Annotated in this window: 23 protein-coding genes and 1 pseudogene; 14 read left to right on the top strand and 10 right to left on the bottom strand. The window is 55.0% G+C overall.

The window, feature by feature from the left end:
- Positions 1-41 precede the first annotated feature (41 nt).
- On the bottom strand, positions 42-656 hold the full coding sequence (locus ETV65_RS23605) for a TetR/AcrR family transcriptional regulator (protein ID WP_129955522.1): 615 nt from the start codon (positions 654-656) through the stop codon (positions 42-44).
- Between the two features lie 90 nt (positions 657-746).
- Here ETV65_RS23605 and ETV65_RS23600 point away from each other — a divergent pair, with 90 nt between their 5' ends.
- Positions 747-2,186 carry an efflux transporter outer membrane subunit gene (locus ETV65_RS23600; protein ID WP_129955521.1) on the top strand — a complete coding sequence of 480 codons (1,440 nt, stop codon included), beginning with the start codon at positions 747-749 and terminating at the stop codon, positions 2,184-2,186.
- Positions 2,187-2,345: 159 nt separating this feature from the next.
- Here ETV65_RS23600 and ETV65_RS23595 read toward each other — a convergent pair whose 3' ends face one another.
- Positions 2,346-2,945 carry an NADPH-dependent F420 reductase gene (locus ETV65_RS23595; protein WP_129955520.1) on the bottom strand — a complete coding sequence of 200 codons (600 nt, stop codon included), beginning with the start codon at positions 2,943-2,945 and terminating at the stop codon, positions 2,346-2,348.
- A 69-nt stretch (positions 2,946-3,014) separates the two neighbouring features.
- Positions 3,015-3,749, bottom strand: a complete 735-nt coding sequence (locus ETV65_RS23590; RefSeq protein ID WP_129955519.1) for an SDR family oxidoreductase — start codon at positions 3,747-3,749, stop codon at positions 3,015-3,017.
- A 112-nt stretch (positions 3,750-3,861) separates the two neighbouring features.
- Here ETV65_RS23590 and ETV65_RS23585 point away from each other — a divergent pair, with 112 nt between their 5' ends.
- The 3 genes from ETV65_RS23585 (at position 3,862) to ETV65_RS23575 (ending at position 6,178) form a co-directional block, all read left to right on the top strand.
- Positions 3,862-4,251, top strand: coding sequence for a helix-turn-helix domain-containing protein (locus ETV65_RS23585; RefSeq protein WP_129955518.1), 390 nt, complete (start codon positions 3,862-3,864; stop codon positions 4,249-4,251).
- Between the two features lie 117 nt (positions 4,252-4,368).
- Positions 4,369-5,142 (top strand): SDR family oxidoreductase, encoded by a 774-nt coding sequence (locus ETV65_RS23580; protein ID WP_129955517.1) that lies wholly within the window; start codon positions 4,369-4,371, stop codon positions 5,140-5,142.
- 127 nt (positions 5,143-5,269) lie between these two features.
- Positions 5,270-6,178, top strand: a complete 909-nt coding sequence (locus ETV65_RS23575) for a LysR family transcriptional regulator (RefSeq protein ID WP_129955516.1) — start codon at positions 5,270-5,272, stop codon at positions 6,176-6,178.
- Between the two features lie 58 nt (positions 6,179-6,236).
- On the opposite strand, the gene ETV65_RS23570 is transcribed toward ETV65_RS23575, so the two are convergent.
- The 3 genes and pseudogenes from ETV65_RS23570 to ETV65_RS23560 form a co-directional block, all read right to left on the bottom strand.
- Complete coding sequence (locus tag ETV65_RS23570; RefSeq protein ID WP_129955515.1) at positions 6,237-7,445, bottom strand: MFS transporter; 1,209 nt, start codon at positions 7,443-7,445, stop codon at positions 6,237-6,239.
- 172 nt (positions 7,446-7,617) lie between these two features.
- Positions 7,618-8,520 (bottom strand): annotated as a pseudogene (locus tag ETV65_RS25275) (LysR family transcriptional regulator).
- A gap of 51 nt (positions 8,521-8,571) precedes the next feature.
- Positions 8,572-9,111: a DUF2058 domain-containing protein gene (locus ETV65_RS23560; RefSeq protein ID WP_129955514.1), complete on the bottom strand. Its 540-nt coding sequence runs from the start codon at positions 9,109-9,111 to the stop codon at positions 8,572-8,574.
- Positions 9,112-9,332: 221 nt separating this feature from the next.
- Here ETV65_RS23560 and ETV65_RS23555 point away from each other — a divergent pair, with 221 nt between their 5' ends.
- Positions 9,333-9,521 (top strand): YjfB family protein, encoded by a 189-nt coding sequence (locus tag ETV65_RS23555; RefSeq protein WP_129955513.1) that lies wholly within the window; start codon positions 9,333-9,335, stop codon positions 9,519-9,521.
- An 80-nt stretch (positions 9,522-9,601) separates the two neighbouring features.
- On the opposite strand, the gene ETV65_RS23550 is transcribed toward ETV65_RS23555, so the two are convergent.
- The 4 genes from ETV65_RS23550 to ETV65_RS23535 form a co-directional block, all read right to left on the bottom strand.
- On the bottom strand, positions 9,602-10,591 hold the full coding sequence (locus ETV65_RS23550; protein WP_129955512.1) for a 2OG-Fe(II) oxygenase family protein: 990 nt from the start codon (positions 10,589-10,591) through the stop codon (positions 9,602-9,604).
- A 27-nt stretch (positions 10,592-10,618) separates the two neighbouring features.
- Positions 10,619-12,046: an amidohydrolase family protein gene (locus ETV65_RS23545; RefSeq protein WP_129955511.1), complete on the bottom strand. Its 1,428-nt coding sequence runs from the start codon at positions 12,044-12,046 to the stop codon at positions 10,619-10,621.
- An 11-nt stretch (positions 12,047-12,057) separates the two neighbouring features.
- Complete coding sequence (locus ETV65_RS23540) at positions 12,058-13,047, bottom strand: ABC transporter substrate-binding protein (protein ID WP_129955510.1); 990 nt, start codon at positions 13,045-13,047, stop codon at positions 12,058-12,060.
- A gap of 262 nt (positions 13,048-13,309) precedes the next feature.
- Entirely contained in the window at positions 13,310-14,233 is a 924-nt protein-coding gene (locus ETV65_RS23535; RefSeq protein WP_129955509.1) for a LysR family transcriptional regulator, read from the bottom strand.
- A 214-nt stretch (positions 14,234-14,447) separates the two neighbouring features.
- On the opposite strand from ETV65_RS23535, the gene ETV65_RS23530 reads away from it, so the two are divergent.
- The 9 genes from ETV65_RS23530 to ETV65_RS23490 all read left to right on the top strand — a co-directional run bounded on the left by ETV65_RS23530 (position 14,448) and on the right by ETV65_RS23490 (position 23,577).
- Positions 14,448-15,422 carry a PDR/VanB family oxidoreductase gene (locus ETV65_RS23530; protein ID WP_129955508.1) on the top strand — a complete coding sequence of 325 codons (975 nt, stop codon included), beginning with the start codon at positions 14,448-14,450 and terminating at the stop codon, positions 15,420-15,422.
- A gap of 20 nt (positions 15,423-15,442) precedes the next feature.
- The gene (locus ETV65_RS23525; RefSeq protein ID WP_129955566.1) at positions 15,443-16,738 is read left to right on the top strand and encodes a cytosine deaminase; all 1,296 of its coding nucleotides are present in this window, start codon (positions 15,443-15,445) and stop codon (positions 16,736-16,738) included.
- Positions 16,728-17,189: a RidA family protein gene (locus tag ETV65_RS23520; RefSeq protein WP_129955507.1), complete on the top strand. Its 462-nt coding sequence runs from the start codon at positions 16,728-16,730 to the stop codon at positions 17,187-17,189. The genes ETV65_RS23525 and ETV65_RS23520 overlap by 11 nt, the downstream gene beginning before the upstream one ends.
- A gap of 29 nt (positions 17,190-17,218) precedes the next feature.
- Positions 17,219-18,100 (top strand): creatininase family protein, encoded by an 882-nt coding sequence (locus ETV65_RS23515; protein WP_129955506.1) that lies wholly within the window; start codon positions 17,219-17,221, stop codon positions 18,098-18,100.
- Between the two features lie 13 nt (positions 18,101-18,113).
- The gene (locus tag ETV65_RS23510) at positions 18,114-19,097 is read left to right on the top strand and encodes an ABC transporter substrate-binding protein (protein WP_129955565.1); all 984 of its coding nucleotides are present in this window, start codon (positions 18,114-18,116) and stop codon (positions 19,095-19,097) included.
- Positions 19,094-19,921 carry an ABC transporter ATP-binding protein gene (locus ETV65_RS23505; protein WP_129955505.1) on the top strand — a complete coding sequence of 276 codons (828 nt, stop codon included), beginning with the start codon at positions 19,094-19,096 and terminating at the stop codon, positions 19,919-19,921. The genes ETV65_RS23510 and ETV65_RS23505 overlap by 4 nt, the downstream gene beginning before the upstream one ends.
- 4 nt (positions 19,922-19,925) lie before the next feature.
- Complete coding sequence (locus ETV65_RS23500; protein ID WP_129955504.1) at positions 19,926-20,741, top strand: ABC transporter permease; 816 nt, start codon at positions 19,926-19,928, stop codon at positions 20,739-20,741.
- Between the two features lie 27 nt (positions 20,742-20,768).
- A complete protein-coding gene (locus ETV65_RS23495; RefSeq protein ID WP_129955503.1) occupies positions 20,769-22,172 on the top strand; it encodes an FAD-binding oxidoreductase in 1,404 nt (467 codons plus the stop codon).
- Positions 22,173-22,299: 127 nt separating this feature from the next.
- Complete coding sequence (locus tag ETV65_RS23490; RefSeq protein ID WP_129955502.1) at positions 22,300-23,577, top strand: TonB-dependent receptor; 1,278 nt, start codon at positions 22,300-22,302, stop codon at positions 23,575-23,577.
- Positions 23,578-23,631 lie beyond the last annotated feature (54 nt).

Here is a 23,631-nt window from a genome sequence, read left to right as displayed (position 1 = left end):
GCATTCTCAGACTAGTGACCAATAATGTCAATAGTCACCATTCAGGGTGACAGACTTCTCAGTATCAGCGAGGACAGAAGCGCAGCCGCTGCCGGTGCCGTTTCCAGATTGTATTGCAACTGCACCGGACTGATGTAAGGTCGCATGACCAGATATATCGCATGCGCCGCCTCGTCCAGCGGCGTTTTTCGCTCAAACTCCCCGCTCTGCCGCCCTTCAACAATGATGTCCTCAATCAGCTGTCGCAACCGTTCTTCATGGGCTTCTGCCGACGGCCACTTATCACGCGCCGCGACGGCGGCAATGTCGTAAAGCCTGCGATCGTGAAAAAACAAATCACTGCCGGCTTCCGTCAGTGCCCGGAATAAACGCCGCAATTTTTCGGAGGCCGACGGGGCATCTGCAATCGCTGAATTGACAATCGCCATGATCATCGCCAGCCGGTTGCTGCAGATCACCTCACCGATCGCCTGCTTAGAGTCGAAAAATTTGTAGATATAAGATTTTGAAAATCCTATAGATTTAGCCAGTTCGGACACCGTGGTTTTCTCATAACCAAAATGCCCGAAATGCTCGGTGGCCGCATCAACAACCTGATCGCGGACGCTGTGATCCGAAGGCCCCCGCGGGGGATGTACATTTGTCTGTTTAGTCATTTTTCCAGCTTAGCTCAATTGAGCCCTGATTGACAACGAGTGACCATTTGGTAATGTAGTCACACTTCAAAACTCACTCAAGGTATATCAATGTTCCCCCTACGTACTCTTGCGCTGGTGGTGAGCACCGGCTTGCTGGCGGGTTGCGCCGTCGGTCCGGATTATCATCGCCCGGCGGTGCCACTTCCGGAACACTATCAGACTCAGCCTGCCCTCCGGGAGAGAAGCGTATCCCCACCCGCCAGTTTTACCGTCTGGTGGAACGGCTTTGGCGATCCCCTGCTGAGTCAGTTCGTTTCGGACGCCCTCGCGCAGAATCTCGATCTGGCGCAGGCCACTGCCCGGATGAACCAGTCCCGCGCCGGACTTGGCGCGGCCACAGCAGCGCTGTTGCCCTCAGGGAACATCAGCGGACAAGCGGCACGCGCGTATCAGTCAGCCGAAACCCCGCTGGGTCAGGTTCTCAGCGCAACGCCGGATTATAATCGCTACGGCAATAGCTATGAAACCGATCTTAACGCAAGCTGGGAGATTGATGTTTTTGGCGGGCTGCGACGCGGTCGCCAGGCTGCGCTGGCTGACTATCAGGCCTCTGAAGCGGGCGTCGCCGCGACCCGCCTTGCTGTCGCCGCTCAGACTGCCGATATCTATATTACCCTGCGCGGATTACAGGCCCGTCTGGCCATCGCGGATAAACAGGTCAGCACGCAACAGGCACTGCTGGAAAAGGTACAGCTCCTGAACGCTAAAGGACTCGCGCCGGCGTATCAGGTTCGCCAGACCGAAGGGGAACTGGCACAGGTTGAGGCCACCGTACCGGTTCTGCGCACGGGGATAGATGCGGCCATGAATGCATTAGACGTTATGCTCGGCACGCCGCCCGGCACCCACCGGGCTGAGTTAGCGTTGCCGGGGGCCATACCGCAGGTACCCCAGATAACCTCAACGGGTACACCCGCCGACCTGTTGCGCCGCAGACCCGATATTATCGTGGCGGAACGTCATCTCGCCGCCTCAAGTGCGCGTATCGGCGTGGCCGTCAGTGAGTATTATCCGAAGTTTTCACTCACGGCACTGCTCGGCAGTGCAACGGCAGTCTCAGGCAGCAACCTGTTCTCCGGCGGTGCCAGCCAGTCGGCCGGCGTGCTGGGGCTGCGCTGGCGGCTCTTTGATTTTGGTCGCATCAATGCTCAGATAGAGCAGGCGAAGGGCCAGGAACAGGAGGCGCTCGCGGCCTATCGCCTGTCGGTATTACGCGCGACTGAAGATGTCGAGAATGCCTTCTCCGCCCTGGTCAATCGTGAAACACAGACAGCCACGCTGACCCGGGGAGAATCTGCCCTGGCCAGCGCCCGCCAGTCATCTTTTATCGCTTACCGGCAGGGAACGGCCAGCCTGATGGACGTCCTTCACAATGATGAGACCCTGTTACAGGCTTCCGATGCCAGAGCGCAGGCCCAGACAGAATCCGCACGCGCCGCTGTCGCGACGTTCAGGGCGCTCGGCGGGGGCTGGCAGCCGCCCGGTTAACAGATAAGGGTTCATCAGGTTGCTTATTTATCAACCCATGACGGGCAGAAGGCCATCCCGGTCAGAAGAACTCAAGACAGAAAAGCCCGCTTACAGACATCTGAGCGGGCTTTTTGCTTTCACGATTGAAACCGGGCACCGGCGGCAAATCAGGATATGTCAGTCAAACCTGACCATGTCCTTAAAAATCAGCTGCCCCCAGTGCTTTCCGCGTGCCTGTACAAGCAATCCGCCCTGTGAAAGACCGCCCAGTTTGACCGGTGAGAATCCGAGAGTTTCGGCAAGCACACCCACTTTATCAGCTGCATCCTCATCGTCGCTCGCCAGAAAAACGACTCGTCTGCCACCCTGTACCGCCGGATCCTGGCCGAGGACACCTGCGCCCAAATGATTAAAGCCCTTGACCAGTTTTCCTCCCGTGAAAGCCTGCGCGACTACGCAGGAGGAAGGCTGGTCACCCAGTTGCTCAGGAGGAATGCCGTAGGCATTGGTGACATCAATGATGATCTTTCCCTTCCAGTCCGCTAGCACCTTCGCGACATCCGGGTGAGACTCGAAACGGACAGCCAAAAAGAGGATGTCTGCCCTGACGGCGTCCGTCAATTTTTGGGCAATGATCCCCGGTCCGATCGCGGCGGCATCGGCTGCAAAACTTTCAGGGTCGCGTGTGGTCGCCACGGATACGTCGATACCGCTGCGGGCAAATGCCCTGGCAAGGGCCTGTCCAATCTGGCCGAAGCCAATAATGGCGTATGTCATATTTACTCCTTTGGTGAATACAGTCTGGCCCGCTCCGGTTGATCGAATCGAACAGCCAGGCGTGGTATATCAGAGTTGCGCCAGGCCGCCATCAACGGCGACCTCGCTGGCTGTCATGAAACTGCTGTCCGGCGAGGCAAGAAAGGCCGCCACCGCGCCGATCTCTGCAGGTTCGGCCATGCGCTGGAGCGGCGTCATCGCGGCGAACGCTTTCTGCCCCTCCTCTCCCAGTGCGTCCCTGGCAAGTTCGGTCGCGGTGGCGCCTGGTGAGAGTACATTTACCCGGATACCGGTTCCCTTCAGATCTTCCGCCCAGCTCCGCGCGAGGTTTCGTACCGCCGCCTTGCTCGCGCTGTAGGCGCTGAATGCCGGGGCACCGGTGGTGCCGGCGCTTGAACCGGTCAGGATAACTGAACCCCCCGGGCCCATCAGCGGCAGTGCCTTCTGTACCGTAAAGATCGTACCCTTGACGTTAGTCTCGAAGGTTTCGTCAATATGCTCCGCGGTGAGCTGGCCAAGCGGAAGCGGTCCTCCTGCACCGGCATTGGCGAAAACAATGTCGAGCGTTCCGCGTTCGGCCCGCACGGCGGCATAAAGCCGATCAAGGTCAGCCTCATCGGAAACCGAGCCTTTCACCCCGCGGGCATGACTGCCAAGTTCCGCCACTGCGGCGTCAAGCTTTTCCTGCCGGCGGCCGAAGATGAAGACGAAAGCGCCCTCTTCAATGAAGCGTTTTGCTGCGGCAAAGCCGATGCCGGTCGCGCCGCCGGTGATCACGGCAGTTTTTCCATTCAGTCTGTTCATGTCATGAATCCTTCTGGTGAGTGGTACGCAAGCAGTAAGCAGCTTGCTTGCGAGCCAGTGTGCGACCGTGGTAACCTGTGGTCAAGTATGCACCTTTTGGTAACCACCTAAAATGACAACACAATTTCAAACTGAAATTTGCGGCACCGGCTGCGGGCTGAACACAACACTGCGTATCATCTCGGGCAAGTGGAAGCCGCTGGTTCTTTTTTTTCTGCGCGACGGGCCGAAGCGTTATGGTGAGCTCAGGCGATTGATAGCCGGCGTCAGCAATAAGGTGCTGATCCAGCAACTGAAGGATCTTGAGGCTGATCAGGTACTGGCAAGGACTGATTATCAGGAAATCCCGCCGCGCGTTGACTACGCACTGACCCCGCTCGGTCGCAGTCTGGCCGAAGCCATCATGCCGCTGTGTGCCTGGGGAACGGCGAATAGTGAAGAAATGGCCAGCATCTATGCCAGCCGCGATCCTTCCTCCCTGAAGGATGCGGAAAGTCTCTGAGCCGGACTGCCTTTAATTAGTCGGATTTTCTGGATTGTCTATTCGGCGTTGGGGTGCTTATTTCAAGGGGATTAATGTCTAGACTCAGCTTTCTGACAGAAACCTAAGGAGCACACCATGGCAGACCATTCTATCAAAGGCAAAATTGTGATCATCGCGGGCGGGGCTAAGAATCTCGGCGGACTGATCGCCCGCGACTTAGCCGCTCAGGGGGCGAAAGCCATCGCCATTCATTATAACAGCACCTCCTCAAAGACAGATGCCGATGAAACACTGGCCGCCATCGAAGCGGCAGGTGCGCAGGCTGTGGCATTTCAGGCCGATCTGACGACCGCTACCGCCGTCGAAAAACTCTTTGCCGATACCATTGCCGCCATTGGCAAGCCGGATATCGCGATCAACACCGTGGGCAAAGTTCTCAAAAAACCCATAGCGGAAATAAGCGAAACTGAATACGACGAAATGGCAGCCGTAAACGCGAAAACCGCCTTCTTCTTCCTCAAAGAAGCCGGTAAAAATCTCAACGATAACGGTAAAATCTGCACGGTCGTCACCTCGCTTCTTGGTGCCTATACGCCGTATTATGCCGCTTACGCGGGCACGAAAGCCCCGGTAGAGCATTACACACGGGCGGCTTCCAAAGAATTTGGCGAGCGTGGTATTTCGGTCACGGCAGTAGGACCGGGCCCGATGGATACACCTTTCTTTTATCCTGCAGAAGGCGCTGATGCTGTGGCATATCATAAAACTGCAGCCGCGCTCTCTCCTTTCAGCAAAACGGGACTGACCGGTATTGAAGATGTGGTGCCTTTTATCCGTCATCTGGTGAGCGAAGGATGGTGGATCACCGGCCAGACAATATTGATTAACGGCGGCTACACCACTAAATAGCCGGTGGCATGCGCATATCGTACTGAAACAAAGAGGGGGATATTCCGTGGATCAGGGAATATCCCCCCTCTGCCGGGGATACACAGCAATAGCGATTTTTAGCCTATAAAACAACGAGACAGGAAAGATGGACAGGTTCAACCAATATCGCATCTTCGCGCAGGTAGCAGACATGGGAAGCTTTGTCCGGGCCGCCGGCGCACTCTCTGTGCCGCGAGCCTCCGTTTCTGCCGCCATCCAGCAATTAGAGTCGCAACTGGGGGTAAGACTGTTGCACCGTACCACCCGCACGGTGCGGCTGACGGCTGACGGGGAGCTGTTACTCGAACGTATACGCCCTTTACTGGCAGAAGTGGAGGATATCGACCAGTCATTTCAGCTCAGTCAGCACCAGGTTTCAGGGAAGCTTACCATCGATGTGCCGAGCCGCATTGCCCGACGCCTGATTGCTCCGGCTCTGCCGGAATTATTGCGATGCCACCCCCGGTTACAACTGGTCCTCGGGTCATCGGACAAGGCAATCGATCTGGTCCAGGATGGTGTGGATTGCGCCATTCGTGTGGGCGTATTGCATGACAGCAGCCTGGTCGTTCGTACCCTGGGACACATCACCCTCATCAACTGCGCCAGCCCTGCCTATCTGAGCGAGCACGGACTCCCCTCCCAGCCGGACGATCTTGCCGGAGGGCATCAGGCAATCGGTTATATTTCATCCAAAACGGGTAAAGAGTTGCTATGGGAGTATCAGTCAAAGGACGGCCACATACACAGTGTCAGTATCCCCAACCAGGTTACGGTGAACACTGCAGAAAGCTATATTGCCTGCTGCCTGGCAGGTCTTGGGCTGATACAAATCCCCCGCTTCGATGTGCAACATCTGCTGGCGACCGGGGATTTGGTGGAGGTCATGCCAGATTACCGGGCGGCTTCCATGCCGGTATCCTTTATCTATCCGCATCGCCGTCAGCGCTCCCGGAGGCTGGCTGTCTTCCATTCATGGTTTGAGATACTGATACACCCCCATCTGGATAATTGAACCATCCCGTTTCATGCTATAAACGCTCCGTTTTACTTTATATTCATGTTGGAACTGATTATTCGCCGCCCGGCGCTTTACAATGCTTTCTTGATGAAACATACGTGGATAAATAAATACCGCCCCCTAATAAACAACATATTATCAGATAACCCGTCAGCGCCTTCTCCAGAGACCCATGATCCATCATTACGCTCAGGGAGAACGGGAGCCAGTTACCGACATACCCCACGATATAGAGCAGATTTATTATGTGTGCCCGCTGACGCTGTCTGGCCACCCTATTGACGATGGTTGCCGCACCGACCAGTATGGCCCCGTAGGCGAAGCCTTCCAGCATGACTGAAATGAACAAAAGCCCGGGACTTATTGCATAAACACTCATAAGTGCGAGTAAGACAGCTGCAAGCTGGGCAGTAACGCCTGTTCTTAGCGATGAATAGTGGTGCCTCTTTCTCATTATTAACTGGGTGATACCCGCCACAACCAGAAACGCAGAGAGTGAGTAGCTCACCCGTTGCACGCTGGTAATATGGAAATAGCTATGTGCCAGCGTGGGGCCCTGGGACATAAACGTAGAGGCCATGGCCCATGAAAGAAATATGGCCATGCAGCACACGGTAACGTCTCGCAAAGTAAGCCCCGGTGTCTGAACCGTGATTTTTTTCGATACATTCAGTACGGGGGGGAGGCTTTTATTTATCTGTAAACGATTATTCCAGACTCCGGCCACAGACATTACCACCAGAATAAGAAGGATAATGTAAGGGGCTTCAAGGGTACAAAAATGATGATGTATAATATTCCCTGTGACTAATGGTCCGATAGCCTGCCCCAAAATTAATGAAGCTGCGGCAGTCAGTGCCGCCGTGTTACTGACCTCCGTATCGAATATTTTAATCAATGACCGGTTAATATATGCCATTAGAATACCGGAACCCAATCCGGTTATAAATCTGGCAGAAATAAGCATGAGAATATTATCTGCAAACATCATAAGAATCGCTGAAAGCAGTACACACCCCAAACCCGCATATATCGGCCTGGTATATAACTCAGCCCTGATATTAACTTTAGCCGTCAATAATAATGCGAACAGAACGCCGGCGGCGTATACGCCAAATACTGTCATTATTTGTGACGCGCTGAATCCATATAAACGAATGTATACGGGATACAGAGGAGTAGGCAAACTGCTGCTGAGCATGCCGGAAAAAAAGGCCAGCGTCAGTGCCAGCCCTGCCCGTGATGATTGTCTGTCTGACATAGTAATTTCTGCTATTTGTGATGAATGGATACATTCTGTGAAAGTGAACAAAACGGTACCATAAACCCTCAGGCAGGGGATTCGGGGCGCAGGCAAACCCACTGTGAATCCGGTTCACAGGAGACAAAGGAAGAGGGAGAAACAACGAATGCCAGGCGGACCGGCAGGTTCCTCAGAGACGCCAGGGATGCCGGGCTATCTGTTTTTCCATGAATTCAATAAAACAGCGGATACGCGGGCTGAGATGCTGCCTTTGCGCGTAAATGACATAAAGAGGTTCCCTGAGCGGAGACCGGAATGCCTCCAGAAGCGGAATTAACCGCCCCTCTTTCACATCCTGGTGGATATGAAAGTCTGCCAGCCGGACGATTCCTTCCCCCCGGATGGCCAGATCACGAAGCAAATCACCCTGCGACAGTGAGGCAACGGGTTTGACCGGGAAGATAAGACTTTGCTGGCCTTCGGCGAACACCCAGTGATTCCAGTGGCTTTCAAAATTAAAGTGAAAACAGCGGTGGTCGATCAGTTCGCGCGGATGAGCAGGTGCGCCGTATTTTTCAATATAGGCAGGCGACGCTCAGATAACCCACTGGCTCTCACCGATACGACGGGCAATGCGGGAAGAACTGGCCAACACTCCCCCATATATGGCCAGATCCAGACCTTTATCAAAGTCGTCACGGTAAACCGGCCCCGTTTCAATATCTACGCGTAAAGCCGGGTAAGCCTCTATAAAAGCAGGCAACCACGGCAGTATCTGATAGCGGGCAAAGGTGTTCATGGTCCGGATTTTAAGTTGCCCGCGGATACGGTTTGGCATGTTCTCAGCCAGCGAGTCCGCCTCGGCCATTGCATCCACCACGGCACGGGCACTCTTCAGATAAACCTGCCCCTCTTCTGTCAGTGTTAACGTCCTCGTTCCACGAAAGAAAAGTCTGACCTGCAACCGGGTCTCCAGCCGTCTGATGAGTTTGCTCATCGCTGAAGGGGTCAGCCCGTTTGCCCGCGCAGCGGCAGAAAAGTTGCCGTATTCATAGGCCCATATGAATGCCAGTAGCTGATTGTAATTATCCATCTTGTCCCAGTTACCGATGTGATCCTTTTTGAACTGCCGGGGAAAACGAAACTACCACATCAAATCATCAGGCACTTTGAAATCAGCATAAGGATCTTCTTCATCCTGCTCTTCCTGACTCAGCGCACTGTTTAATACAATACTGCTGGCATCGCGCTGGGCAATCTTATCCGCCACGCTGGCAGGAATAATGGCGTACTGACTCTCGCCGCTGCCATCAGCAACCAGACGCGCGATGGCGAGACGGCCGCTAATCAGCTGAGACTGCGTGGCCTTATCCACCACCATTTTTTTAATCAGGTTATTATCGGTAAAGTTAAAATCTATATTCCCTTTTGGAATGAGAATTTTATTCATTTCAATCAGTTGCTTCACCTGAGCTTTATATTCTTTCGATAACGCGGCCTGTTTTTGTTGTTCGCTCAGTTGCTTATCACGCTCCATCTGCGCTTTTTTATTTTCTTCCACCGCTTCTCTTGCCTCACGCGCCTGAACACGTGATTTTTTCGCCGTTCTCTGGACTTTGGCCATTTTTTTACTGGTCACTAATCCCGCTTTCAGCAGTTGTTCTTGTAAGGAGAGTTTTGTCATTTTCGTTTCTAAACCGGTTGAATAATGCGGGGGATTATAACCGTAATTCCTGAGGCTATACAGGTTACAGCACCTTTTCATCTTCCGGCCGGACGTCGGCGAGTCTTTCGGTGGCGGCGTCAGTCTTATTTTTCTCTCAAGTTATGCCGGAAATTGCCGATACCTTTTCAGTTCTACGCCCCGATCAGTTCCTTTTATGTTGTACCGAACAGGAGAGCAAAATGGATGTATCGCAAATTGCATCGCTGGCAACCAGCCTCAATAGCCTGGATACCAGTAATCAGGTGAACAATATCCTGCTAAAAAAGTCACTGGATACTCAGCAGACGGCGGTAGCCAGTATGATTGATTCGATCCCGCAGTTGCCTGCTAACCCGGCGATCGGACGCAATATCAATACCACTGCCTGACCGGCGATCGGTTGTTGAACTTTGCCCAATAAAAAAGCCCGCCGGAGCACACCAGGCGGGCTTATTGCTTTTATATGCCTTTATCCCTTCGCGAAATTGGCCTGAATACGCTGTTGCAGATAATCTTCAGCGCTGATGGCCGGATATTTGGCCTGCGGCCCCAGAATTTCGACATCTTTGTTGGCCTGGCAGAAAAACGCCAGGCTGTAGCGCGCGCCCTGATATTCACCGGGCAGCGGACTTCTGACCCGGTGGAAATTTGACGGCAACTGATCGTCGCTCCAGCGCATCAGCATATCGCCGATATTGCAGGTGATCACGTCTTCACGCGGTTCGATACTGGTCCACTGCTGGCTTTCGCGATCCTTGCCCGGACACACCTGCAAGCCGCCCTGACCGGGACGCTGAAAGAGCAGCGTCAGGCAGTCGAAATCGGTGTGCGCACCGGCACGCCACATCCCCTGCTCTGATTGTTCAGTAGCGTAGTAATGCAGCATGCGCAGTGTACTCTGATAGGTTGGCTGATAAGGATCGTGTGCCTGTTCGAAAAAGTGCTCCGGGAAACCCAGCCTCAGCGCAAAACAAGACAGCAATTTCATGCCCAGTTGCCAGCACTGTGATTCAAAACTCAGCATGGTATGTTTAAACGCAGGCAGTTCCTGTTCGTCTGGCCACAGCGAGGCCATCAGCGGCCGGGTAATCTGATAAGATTCCTTTTGATCCGGCGTTTTGGTTGACGGACGCACCTGAGATTTATTTTCCCAACCGGCGTTACGCGCCAGAGGATACTGAGCTTTCACGTCCTCAGGCAGCGCAAAAAAATCCTCTGTCATGCTGAATGCCTGGCGGATATCGTCCAGTGCGATACCGTGATTACTCACCTGAAAGAAACCGATTTCCACGGCGGCCAGCCAGAGTTCATCGGCAATTTCGCTTTTCCGGTTTTCGAAATCTGCAAGATCAATGCAGCGAACTTCACGGGCAAACGTCTCTTCGCCCATCGCGCCCATTCCCGCTTCTTTTTCCAGTTCCTGTAAGGCATAGCCTGATGTTGATGTGGATTGTGTCATGATTTTTATCCTTCTGAATCAATAAGGTTAGCCCGCAGCACGCTGTTGCAGGATACGAACGGCAGACATGGCCTCATGGCGCATTGCCTCCAGGTCAAGCCCGGGGATGACATCGTTTTCGACGATAACGCGGCCGTTGACCATCAGCGCCTTAAGGGACGCCCGGCCGCCGCAGGCCACCGGCCCGATGGCCATGTCATGCAGGCCGAAGTAACGCGGGTCATCCAGCCGGTAAATGGCGATATCAGCCTGCATGCCCACCTGCACGGTGCCGCTCCGTTGCAGTCCGAGGATTTGTGCCCCGCCCGCGCTGCCCCAGCGCACCACGTCTTCAATGGAAGCGGCGTCACCGCCCCCCTCAAACGTTCCGCCGTCATAGCGCGGTTTCGCCAGCATGCCTTTTCTGGCGCGCTGTAAAAGCCACGCAGCATGTGCTTCACTTTGCATATCTGCGGCCTCGTTTGATGCCGCGCCGTCCACCCCCAGCGAAACCGGAACACCCGCCTGTTCCAGCGCCAGCAGGTCAGCAATGCCGCTGCCCAGACGCCCGTTGCTTTGCGGACAATGCGCAATACCGGTGCGGGTTTGTCCCAGCAGCGTAATCTCCTGCGGCAATAACTTCACCAGATGCGCGAACCACACGTCATCGCCCAGCCAGTCATGTTCCGCGCAAAACTGTACCGGCGTCATGTTGAATTTCTCGTGTGCCGCATCGAGATAATCCACGGTTTCTGACAAATGACTGTGCAGCCGGATACCTAAACGGCGTGCCAGTTTCGCCATTTCGCGCAACTGCGCACCGGGTGCCGAATGCAGCAACGTGGTCGGTGCCATCACCACGCGGCGCAGCGATGCCGGTTCAGGGTCGTGATAGCGGTCAACCAGCCGCTCCATGTCCGCCATGTAATGGTCGAAGCTTTCCGGACGCAATGCCTGCGGCAAATCCTGCTCAATCGCCCGCCCCTGCGTTGCCCCGCCCCGGCACAATACAATGCGCATGCCCAGCGCCTCTCCCTCACTGAACAAAATGTCCGAGGTATCAAACGGCATATCAGGCCAGTAGAGATAATTGTGATCCGCCACGGTGGTGCAGCCTGAACGCAGCAGTTCGGTCAGGCCGATACGCACGGCGAGGCGAAAGGTGGATTCGTCAAACGTGGCGCGAAAACGGTAAGGCGTGGCACTTAACCACGCGGTCAGACTTTTGTTCAGCCCCTGCGGCTCGCCTTTGAGCAATGACTGAAACAGATGATGGTGAGTATTGACCCAGGCCGGATAGACCACGCAGTCACGCGCCTCAATCAGCCGTTCGTCGGGCAACGGGGTCAGAGTACCGATCGCCTGGATCACGCCATTACGGACACGGATATCCGGTCCGGCGTGACGCGCGTCTTCTCCCGGCAGACCGGTCAGGATGGCGTGCGCATTTTTAATCAGCAATGAACAGGATGACATCGCAACGCTCCTCAAGGTTTAACCTGCATGTGCTCAACAAACTCAGTGGTATACGCCTGCTTCCAGTCGGTATCCGCATTCAGCAGTTTGGCACTCACCATGAAATCACGGGTTTTTTGCCAGCGGGCCTGTGTCATGGTGCCCCAGCCCTGTGTCGTCGCATCACCACCGTCAATCAGGTGATGTGCTTTGATTTGCTCAACGCCCCAGGCCAGCAGGTCGTCGGTCATTTTCGGATTGTCTTTTTTGATCAGCGCATTGCCCGGTGCCGGGTTTTGCAGATAACTCACCCAGCCTTCCATCGAGGCGCGCACAAATTTCGCCATCGCGTCTTTACGGCTACTGATGAGGTCCGGACGGGTGATCAGAATCCCGCCGTAAGGCGGATAGCCGTGCTCCGAGAAAAGGAAGAAATTGGATTTCACCCCGGCCTTCTGCGCCTGGAAAACTTCAGAGCTGACATACGCCTGCTGTGCCACATTTTCGTCGGCGACAAACGGCTGAATATTGAAGGTATAGGGGCGAACCTGCGCATCGCTGAGCTGATAGCGCGCCCTGAGCCACGGCCACCAGGTGGATTGACCGGAACTGGACACCAGAATGGTTTTATCTTTCAGGCCATCAAGGGAGGTGACGGAGGCATGGGTCAGTAAACCCTGCGGGTCGTACTGAAAGGGAGCAGCGATGGCTTTGGCCTGAAAACCGCGCTGCACGGATTCGAGCAACTGGAGGTCATAACCGATGATCACATCAGCGCGTTTCGACAACAGAAGCTGCATGCCGTTGATCTGCGGGCCGCCTGACTGAATACTGACATCCAGCCCGTAACGTTTGTAGAGACCGGTCGCCAGCGCCTGATAATATCCGCCCTGCTCGGCCTGGGCGTACCAGGAGGTCAGTAAGGCGATTTTCTCATCTGCCTGTGCCGCCAGGGAAAATGATCCCAGAATCAGCGTGCTCAGTACACAGCAAGACAGGGGAATGCGGGATATAGACTTCATTGCTCCTCTCCTAATCATCGCCGGAGGGAGGATAAGCACATGCGGCTCAGCCCCCCTGACCGGCTCAAAATAAACCGCGAAATGGTTGCTGAGCAATGTCCCGCGCCGTTGCCTGCGCTGACCGCTTCTACTCACATTGATCTATACAAAAAGGATGCCAACTTCGCCGGTGCGCTTCCCCGAGGCTTTGTGAGGGGATCGGGCCTGCGGAGCCTGCAACCTTTGATTCATCGCAGAGCGCGGAGCACCAGAACAGTGCATATCATTGCCGGTTGCGCCCCGGGGTCTGGATCTGACTGAACAACATCTCCAGCTGTTTGAGCATCATTGAGGCGGCCAGGGAAAGTTGTCTGGCCGGCGCAACGCACAAGGAGAGCGTGAAAGCTTTTAACTGAGGATCGGTCAGCGGAATAAACTGCAACTCGTGGCTGTGCACCTCATCCATAATATCGAGCCAGCACAGGATACCGATGCCGATTTTTTCTTTTATCAGCGAGCGGATCATATGGATGTTATTCGATACCGCAACTTCATGGACCCTATCGCCATTGATATTCATCAGCGCCTGAACCGGCTCAGCCAGCATCAGCGGCGCTGAGGGCAGGATAAACGGATATTCCATGCACTGATTAAACCGTATACCGCTTCTGCCCCCGAGCGGATGCCCTTTCGGCACCACTACGCCCAAATCGATTTCGGCAAAAGCCCGCACCTGCAACTCACGGGAACTTTGCGGATTCAGCATCAGTCCGAAGTCGGCATCACCTGACATCAGCGCCTGCTGAATATCCACGTTGTTCATGGTCGTCAGTGTGAAGGAGATGTTCGGATAATCGAGATGGACCTTTTTCAGCATCGATGAGAAAAACTGCCGGTTAATGGCATCGATGGTGGCAATCCGCACATGGCCCCGCCGTAATCCCCGCAAGTCGTCGAGCTGTTCGCAGACGCGGGAGAAATCTTTTTTCCAGTTATTGGCCGCATGCAGCAACAGCTCACCGGCCGCCGTCAGCCGCAATCCGGTGGGATGACGCTCAAACAACGGCATGGCTAATTCTTTTTCAACCCGCAATATCTGCCGGTCAATCGACGATGCGGCAACATGCAAGGTTTCGGATGCCTTACGGAACGATCCCTGGCGGGCAACCTCAGTGAAGTACAGCAAAAACCGGGAGAATGCGAACATAAGGAGTGCTCTCTTTTATGCAACGGGACGTGCGAATCAAAGCGCTGGACGCAACAGCTTTATAACAATAACGTAGCTTTCATTGCAACGGGAACAATCGTTTCACTGCTTATCCGCCTGACCCGGTGCGGCAATGCGCATCAGGCAGCGGATGATGCGGCGAACACATTGACGCCGTTTTTTTATCAATGATCCATCAGCACAAGTACGGTAAATGACGATGAAAGATGCCGGATTAATCCCTGTTACCATTAAAACTGTCGATGTCAACGGTGTCGGGAATATGTCCTTACACCTGGTTGCGCAGCAAGGAAGCCGGTTACCGGCTTATTTACCGGGCGCTCACATTGACGTTTTTATTCCGCAACTGGGGCCGCGACAATATTCTTTATGCAGTGAACACAATGACGGGGAATATTATGAGATCTGCGTAAAACTGGCGGAACCTTCCACCGGCGGTTCGCACTTTATTCATCATCATTTCGCCCCCGGTGATCACCTGACAATTTCGGCACCGCGCAATCATTTCCCGCTGCCACAGGCCGGGCGATATTTACTGTTTGCCGGCGGGATCGGCATCACCCCACTGCTGGCAATGGCGGAAAAAATCGCGCAGCAACAGATTGAATTTGAACTGCATTATTATCTCTCCGACACTGAAAAGGCGGCGTTTTTGCCGCGCTTAACCCGGCCTGCATTAGCACAGCATGTATTTTTGCATGACAGCAGCGCAAACGATTCCCTGCGCCACAATACGCCGCTGAGTTTGTGTCATCCGGAAGAGAATACGCAAGTGCTGGCCTGCGGCCCGGACGGCTTTATTGAGCGCCTTAAAGATATTATGCGCACGCATCACTGGCAGGAAAATCAATTATCTTTTGAGCGTTTCAGTAATACGAATCTGAATAATGAAACAGACAGTCAGCCATTTCATATTCAGCTGGGTTCCGGCGGGCCGCGTTATTTAGTCGGCCCGCGACAGACCATTGCGGAAGTCTTATTAAGCGCCGGCGTCGATATTATGCTGTCGTGCGAACAGGGTATTTGCGGTTCCTGTATTACTGACGTGATCGACGGTATTCCCGATCACCGTGACTGCGTACTGACTGAAGAGGAGAAAGCGGAGAACACGCAGATAACACTGTGCTGTTCGCGTGCCAAAAGTCCTGTTCTGATCCTCGACCTGTAATGTTAACGCGGAGCCTTATGATGCATATTCCCCCTCCCGCTTCGGCACTTAACGGTATTGCCAACGTTCGCCTCCCCGCATGGCTGCTGCCGGGGAACTGGCCTGTGAAAAATGGCGAGCCGGTCACGGCAGATATGCGCTTTCAGGCGGGCAAAATTACATCACTGATGCCCGCCGCTCCGTCTCAGGACGATCTGTGGAATGTGCACGGTACGCTGGCGTTACCGGGGCTGATTGAACCCCATGCGCATCTCGATAAAACCTTCACCCTTGCCCGCAGCCGCCCGGCAAAACCCGGTCTGCTGGCAGCCATTGAAACCCTGCATCAGGATCGTCAGCACTGGACGGCGGCAGACCTTCGCCGGCGTGCCGGCAAGGGGCTGGCCTGGGCGGCCGCAAACGGTGTGACCCGTTTGCGCACCCACATTGACTGGTTCGAGGTGGTTCCCCCGCTGGCCTGGCTTGAGCTGGCCGGGATGGCCCCTGCGGATATCACGCTGGAACGGGTGGCGCTGGTACCGCTGAGCTTTTTCGCGGATGCCGAAGCGGCTGACCGCATTGCCTGCGCGGTTGCACAAAGCGGAAAAGACTGCCTGCTGGGCGGATTTATCCACTCTTCAAACTGGGATCCGGCGGCGATGACCAACCTGATGCGCAGTGCCTCACGCTGGCAACTGAATCTGGATTTACATATTGATGAGGAGCTTTCGCCGGTGGCGCATGGCCTGAGCTGGCTGGCGCGTTACCTTTCAGATAATGAATTATCAGAGCATGCCTTCAGCGGCCATATCTGTTGCAGCCACGGCTGCGCACTGGCCTCGGGCAGTGACCAACAGGCGCAGGATGTGCTGAGTTTGCTGGCGGCGCAGCGCGTCACGCTGATTGCACTGCCGATGACCAATCTGCTGTTACAGGACGCCGTTACGGGCCGCACGCCGCGCCAGCGCGGCATCACCCTGATTAAAGAAGCGCAAGCCTCGGGCATTCCGCTGCTGCTCGGCTGCGATAACGTGCAGGACGCTTTTTGTCCGGCAGGCAGCTATGACCCGCTGGATACGCTGAGCTGCGCCCTGTTCGCGCTTCAGCTGGAAAACGTCTTTGACCAGCAGTCACGGCTGATTTGTGATATCGCCGCACTGACCGGTGATATTCAGCCGGATCTGCCACTCGCACCCGGCAGCGATGCCAGTCTGGTGCTCTTCCCGGGCAGCGACAGCATCACCTGGCCTTTACACAGTCCGGCCCGCCTGGTTATCCGCCACGGCAGGCTAACCCATCAGCGCACCTGGAATCAGGAGTTATCCCATGAGTCTTGACGCGGGAGCGGGCAAACCGCTCGCCAGATATGCCGCATGGCGTCGTGCCGGCGATTTCATCTTTCTATCCGGCATTATTCCCGTCAATCCACAGACGGCGACCATCGTGCGCGGTTTTCAGGATATCCCCGCCGAAGCACGCCTGCTGCTGGGCGAAACCGGCGAATTCTCGACCGATGCCAAACAGGGGCCGGTTCTGGCGCAGAGCTGGTATGTGCTCGAAAGCATCCGCCACACGATTGAAGAGGCTGGCGGGCAAATGAGCGATGTGATCAAGCTGGTGCAATATTTTCGCAATCTCGATCACTTCCCGTATTACAGCCGGGTGAGAAAACTCTTTTACACCGGGGAACCGCCGGTCTCCACCGTGGTGCAGGTCAGTGAAATGCTGCCAAACGCCGACGTGCTGATTGAAGTGGAAGCTACCGCCTGGTTGCCCCTGTCCCGCTAACCCCATAATTTCCGACTCAGAGGTACAGCATGATTAACGGTTATATTCCCGCAGCACGTTTTCTTCCTTTCCTGAGCTGGACGGCGATTGCTGCCCTGCCCGACAAAGCCAATACCGTGATCGTCTTGCCAACCGGTGCAATCGAGCAACACGGTCCGCATCTGCCGTGTTCGGTTGACAGTGTCATCTCCTCCGGCGTGGCAGGTCATGCGCTGGCGCGGCTGCCAGAGACGATCCCGGCTTATGCTATTCCTCCCGTCACGTATGGCAAATCTGACGAACATCTGAATTTCCCCGGTACCCTGACCCTGACCGGTGACACACTTTTGCAAACCATTTTAGAAATTGCCGAATCCCTTTACCGCGCCGGATTCCGCAAACTCTTAATGATCAACGGTCACGGCGGCCAACCACAGGTGTTGCAAATGGCATCGCGGGAAATGCGTCTGCGTCACGGCGACATGATCATGATCCCTCACGATGTGTTCCGCGTACCCAGCGTGGAAAATCAGTTCCTCAGCGCACAGGAGCAGAAGATGGCGATGCATGCCGGTCACAGCGAAACCGCAGTCATGCTGGCGCTGGCACCGGAATGCGTCCACCTCGAACAGGCGGTCGCCAATTATCCGCCGGAGTTCCCGTGTCCGACACTGTCATCAGGTCGCCCTGCCGCTGCCTGGGCTTCTTATGATTTTGGTCCGAGTGGCGTCATTGGCGATCCGACCGGCGCGACCGCTGAACAGGGTCAGGCCATTCTCGATTCACTGGCGGCAAGCTGGGCGCAGGCAATCACCGAAATCCACCACATGCAATGGAAAGTCCGCAGCGAACCGACCTGGGGAAAACACCACTGGAACGGTTTTGTGCAAACCAGCTTCACCCCTCCTTCGTCTTCTTGTGTCTCTAAATAAGGGAATTCTTATGATGAAAATACGGCGTAAACCGGCTTACACCCTGCTGGCCCTGTTGCTGGCCGGAGTTTCCGCTTCAGTCATGGCGGAAGAAAAATTCACCTTCCTGACGAACTGGTACGCGCAGGCGGAGCACGGCGGTTTTTACGAGGCGCAGGCCAAAGGGTTGTACAAAACCGCCGGTCTGGATGTCAGCATTAAAATGGGCGGCCCGCAGGTCAACGTCATGCAACTGATGGCCGCCGGACAGGCTGACTGCACACTCGGCGACAACGGTCAGGCGCTGGAAACCTGGCAGGCCGGGGTGCATGCGGTGACGGTAGCGACGGTGTTCCAGCACTCGCCGACGGTGTTTATCAGCCATGACAAAGTGGAAAAAGGTCAGGAACTGAAAGACAAAACTTTCCTGCTGGCCACCGAGGCTTATACCTCTTTCTGGCCGTGGGCGAAGAGTGAACTGGGACTGGCCAGCGCAAAAATCCGTCCGTACACCTTTAGCGTACAGCCCTTCCTCGCGGACAATAATCTGGTGCAACAGGGTTATGTCACCTCCGAGCCTTTCTCCGTTGAAAAAGGCGGCAAACCGTTTTACGTCTACATGCTCAGCGACTGGGGTTATCCGCCGTACGGCAACTCTGTTATCTGTATGGCCGACACTGTTAAAAAACGCCCGGCTGCGGTGGCTGCTTTCGTGAAAGCCTCGATGCAGGGCTGGAAAGACTATTTGCAGGATCCGACTGCAGGTAATGCACTGATCACCCAGGCCAATCCGCGCATGGGTGCCGACCAGATTGCCTTCGGCATTGCACAAATGAAGAAATATGAGCTGGTGACCGGCGGCGATGCACAAACCGGCGGTATCGGTATCATCACTGAACCACGGCTGAAAAAAACCTGGGACATGCTGGTGAAAAACAAGCTGATTGACGCGGATAAAGTGCCGTTTGAGCAGACGTTTACCCTCGATATGATCAAAGACGCGAAGGTTATGCCATGAATTCAGCCCCTAAACTGACCGTGATGAGCGATGTCCGCTCAGCCAATCCTCCGCCTGTACCCGCCATTGACGTGCTGTCGGCGGAGAAAATCTACAGCAACGGCACGCGCGCCCTTTTACCGGTCAATCTGACCATTAATGAGGGTGAATTCGTCACCCTGCTCGGTCCGTCGGGCTGTGGCAAAAGTACGCTGTTGAAAATGGTTGCCGGACTGACGGAACCCAGCGACGGAAAACTGATGCTGTGGCGGCGCGACAGTCGTGAAAAAACCCAAGTGCCGCTGTCTTTTGTCTTCCAGGAAGCCACACTGATGCCCTGGAGCAATGTGCAGAACAACGTGCGCCTGCCGCTGGATCTCGCGGGCGTGCCGCGTGCCGAAGCCAATACCCGCGTCAGTGAAGCGCTGGAACTGGTGGGACTGGGTAAATTTGCCCACGTTCTGCCGCGCGAGTTGTCGGGCGGCATGCAGATGCGCGTTTCGATTGCCCGCGGGCTGGTGACGCGTCCGAAACTGCTGCTGATGGATGAACCCTTTGGCGCGCTCGACGAAATCACCCGCAACAAGCTCGACAGCGACCTGCTGCGCCTGTGGCGGGAACAGGGTCTGACGGTGGTGTTTGTCACGCACTCGATTCATGAAGCGGTATTTCTGTCGCAGCGGGTGATCATGATGGCCGCCCGGCCGGGACGCGTGGTAGAAGATATCGCCATTACCGAACCCTTCCCGCGCAACGAAGATTTCCGCGTCAGCCCCGCGTTTTCACGCTATGCGAAACAGTTGCAGGACAGTCTGCTGCAAGCCAGCCAATCGGGTATGGAGTAACAGTATGCAAACTCAAAAATCCACTCCGTGGATCAATAACCCAACATTTCGTAAAGTCCTGTATCCGGCTGTCGTGGCCGTCGTGGTGATTATGCTGTGGCAGGGCTGGGTGAGTTATTTCAAAATCCCGCAGTTTCTGGTGCCTTCGCCAGTGGTGATGCTGGAAAGCCTGTGGACTAATTTCGGCTCGCTGACGATGTCGCTGCTGTTTACGCTGAAAATCACCCTGATCTCGTTTCTACTGTCGATAGTGATCGGCGCGGCGGTGGCGTTCGTGCTGGTGCAAAACCGCTTTGTTGAAACCGCGCTGTTCCCATACATCGTGTTCCTGCAGGTGACGCCGATTGTGGCTATTGCGCCGCTGATCATCATCTGGGTCAAAGACACCACGCTGTCGCTGGTGGTGTGTTCGACGCTGATGGCGGTATTCCCGATCATTTCCAATACCACGCAGGGGTTGCGCAGCGTGTCACCGGGTTTGCTGAGTTATTTTCAGCTGAACCGCGCCAGCCGTTTACAAATCCTGATCCGTTTACGCATTCCTTCTGCCCTGCCGTATTTTTTCGGTGCGCTGCGCATTTCCAGCGGCCTGTCGCTGATTGGCGCGGTGGTCGCGGAATTTGTCGCCGGCACCGGTGGCAATAACACCGGGCTGGCCTACCAGATATTACAGGCAGGATACCAGCTGGATATCCCGCTGATGTTTGCCGCCCTGCTGCTCATTTCGCTTACCGGAATTGCGCTGTTTGGCGTGATGTCGTGGATTTCGAGACGAGCCCTGAGCGCCTGGCATGAAAGCGAAGCCGTGCAATCTCATTAACCTCATTCATTTTTAGGCAGGAAGAATATGGACAATGAACAACGTCAGAATGCGCTTGCCCTGATTCAGCAGGCGCTCCCTGATCTCGACTGGACGTTGCAGGCCCCCAAGGTCAAACGCCTTTCGCGCGATTTTCACTGGTTCAGTCCGGTGCTGAAGCGGCAACTGGAAGACAAACAGGCTGATGCCGTGGTCAGGCCGCGCAGCGAAGAAGAGCTGCGTTTACTGGTAAAAGCCTGTGTCAGGCACCGGTTACCGCTGATTTTGCGCGGCGGCGCGACCGGTAACTACGGCCAGCTGGTACCGCTGGAAGGCGGAATTCTGGTGGATATGACCGGCTTTAATCAGGTCTGTGAACTGGGTAACGGCGTGGTGCGTGCCCAGGCAGGGATCCGTCTGGCTGAAATTGAAACCCTGACCCGTCCGGCAGGCTGGGAACTGCGCTGCATGCCGTCAACGTACCGGCTCGCCAGTCTGGGCGGGTTGTATGGCGGCGGTTTCGGCGGTATCGGCTCAATCAACTACGGCCCGCTCGGCGCGCCGGGCAATGTGCTCAGCGTTAAAGTCATGACCATGGAAGCCGAACCGCGCATTCTGCACGTCCCTGCGCCGCAGGCGCTGCTGCTGCATCACGCTTACGGCAGCAACGGCATTGTACTCGAGGTGGAACTGGCGCTGGCACCGGTTCATCAGTGGATCGAACGGCTGGACGTGTTCGACGATTTTACCGATGCGCTGGATTACGCCAACGCCTTTGCCCGCTCACCGGGGCTGGTCAAACGCCAGCTGGCGCTTTTTGCCGCGCCAATCCCGTCATACTTCAGCCATCTGAACGGACATTATCGGGCCAGCCAGCACGCGGTGATCAGCGTGATTGCGCAGGAAAGCGAAGGTTTTTGTGCCCATCTGCTGAAGAAGTACCGCGGCCACAGCGCCGTGCGCCAGTCCGCCGGTGAAGCCCGCGAGGCTAATGCGTCTCTGATGGAATATTGCTGGAACCACACCACACTTCATGCGCTGAAAATCGACAGCACCCTGACCTATTTGCAGACGGCGTTTAATTATTCGAATTATCGCCAGCAGATTATCGACATGGCGAATTTATTTGGCGATGAAGTTATTTCGCATATTGAGTTCCTGCGTGACAATGACGGAAATATCACCGCCAGCGGTTTACAATTAGTACGTTATTCCACCGAAGAAAGATTGAACGAAATAATGACAATCTTCCGTAATAATGACGTAAAAATAAATAACCCACATGTTTATCACATTGAAGATGGCAAACAAGGCGAAATTAAACCTGACGTCGTTTCGGTTAAAAACTGCCTTGATCCTAATGGATTACTCAACCCCGGCAAGCTGCGTGGCTGGGATGTCCGCGACACTCTGACATTAGATAACAATCCTCTTTTATTGACTGACCGGTAAAAATAACTATTAGCCACCCGGCCTGTAAACAGACGGAGTGGCAACCGTTGCGTGCGCCCTCATAAAAACCATTACCGGCAGTTTTTCTGCCGGACAAAATCTATTACATTTTGACAGGATGGCATTAATGAAAAATAACACATTCAGCTTTGCGCTGAAGCTGAGCGCTATTGTCATTTCACAAGCGCTGCTAATAAACCACGCTGTTGCGGCCATACCGGTCACGAGTGACTGCAGCACAGACGCGGCGGATTCCCTGACCGAAATGTTCACCTGCGGATCGGTCAGCGGCAGCCTGCGTACCTTGTATTATTCCACTCACAATGCGTACTTCGTACCGGGCTATTCTCAGGACACGGTGAGCTACGGCGGCAGCGTGAAATATGCCACGGCGGAATATTACGGCCTGAGTCTGGGCGTCAGCGGTATTCTTCAGCGTGGAATTTCACACAACGACGACCATCTGATCACCGAACTGGGCTCTAACCAGACCGGCGTGGGCGAAGCTTATCTGAGTTACCACTATCAGGACTTCCGCATCACCGCCGGGGATCAGCGTATTAATATTCCGTTCATCGGCGACTATGACTGGCGCATTACGCCGATCCTGTTCCGGGGTATCGACAGCAGCTACGGTGACAGTGACAACTTCCTGCACGCCACCAAAATTACCCGTTACAAACCCTGGGGCGACGACCAGTTCCTTAACACCACCGCTTATACCGACGCCGACGGCACCACCAACGGCATGTGGGGGATTGGCGGCGGTCGTGCCCTTAAGTTTGATAATCAAAAACTGAACAGTCAGTTGTGGTACGAGGAGTATCACAACTACACCAAAATGGTGTACGCGGACAGTTTCCTGTCGTGGACTGACAGCCCTTCCCAGCCGAAAATCGGCATTCAATTTATTCGTGGTGTCAGCGAAGGCAAAGCGCTGGCGGGCGATGTGAACAGCACCAGCTACGGCGGGCAGTTCGCGATGAATTTCACGCAGGCATTAAAATGGTCGCTCAATTACAACCATATCGCGGCCAATGGCGATGCTTACGGCAACGGCGCACTGGTGACGCCTTACGCGCACAATACCTCTTCCGGCCCGTACTTTGCGCAACCGTTCTTCACCAGCACGCAGGATCTGGGCAGCGGTAACGCCTATTCCACCGACCTGAACTGGAGCGCCACGGACAGCATCTCGCTGGGCAGCCGTTACTCGTTTATGGATCTCACGCCAGCCAAAGGCGCATCGAGCAGCAATCAGTCTGAATATCTGGTGTACGGCACGTATAACTTTGGCGGTGTGCTGAAAGGCCTGAGCATAACAGATTTTGCCGGTGTGCAGACGACGTCTACCTCCGGCAAAGACTTCTGGCAGAACCGACTGGCGCTGGAATACGATTTTTAACGACACATCAGTTCCCGCATACATCAAAGAAAAGCCCGCCGGAGAAGACTCAGG

The organism is Rahnella sp. RFA10(1/100), from assembly GCF_004195115.1.
Taxonomy (GTDB): Bacteria; Pseudomonadota; Gammaproteobacteria; order Enterobacterales; family Enterobacteriaceae; genus Rahnella; species Rahnella perminowiae.
Note: the sequence above shows the minus strand (reverse complement) of the source record. Positions and strands in the feature narration are given on the sequence as shown.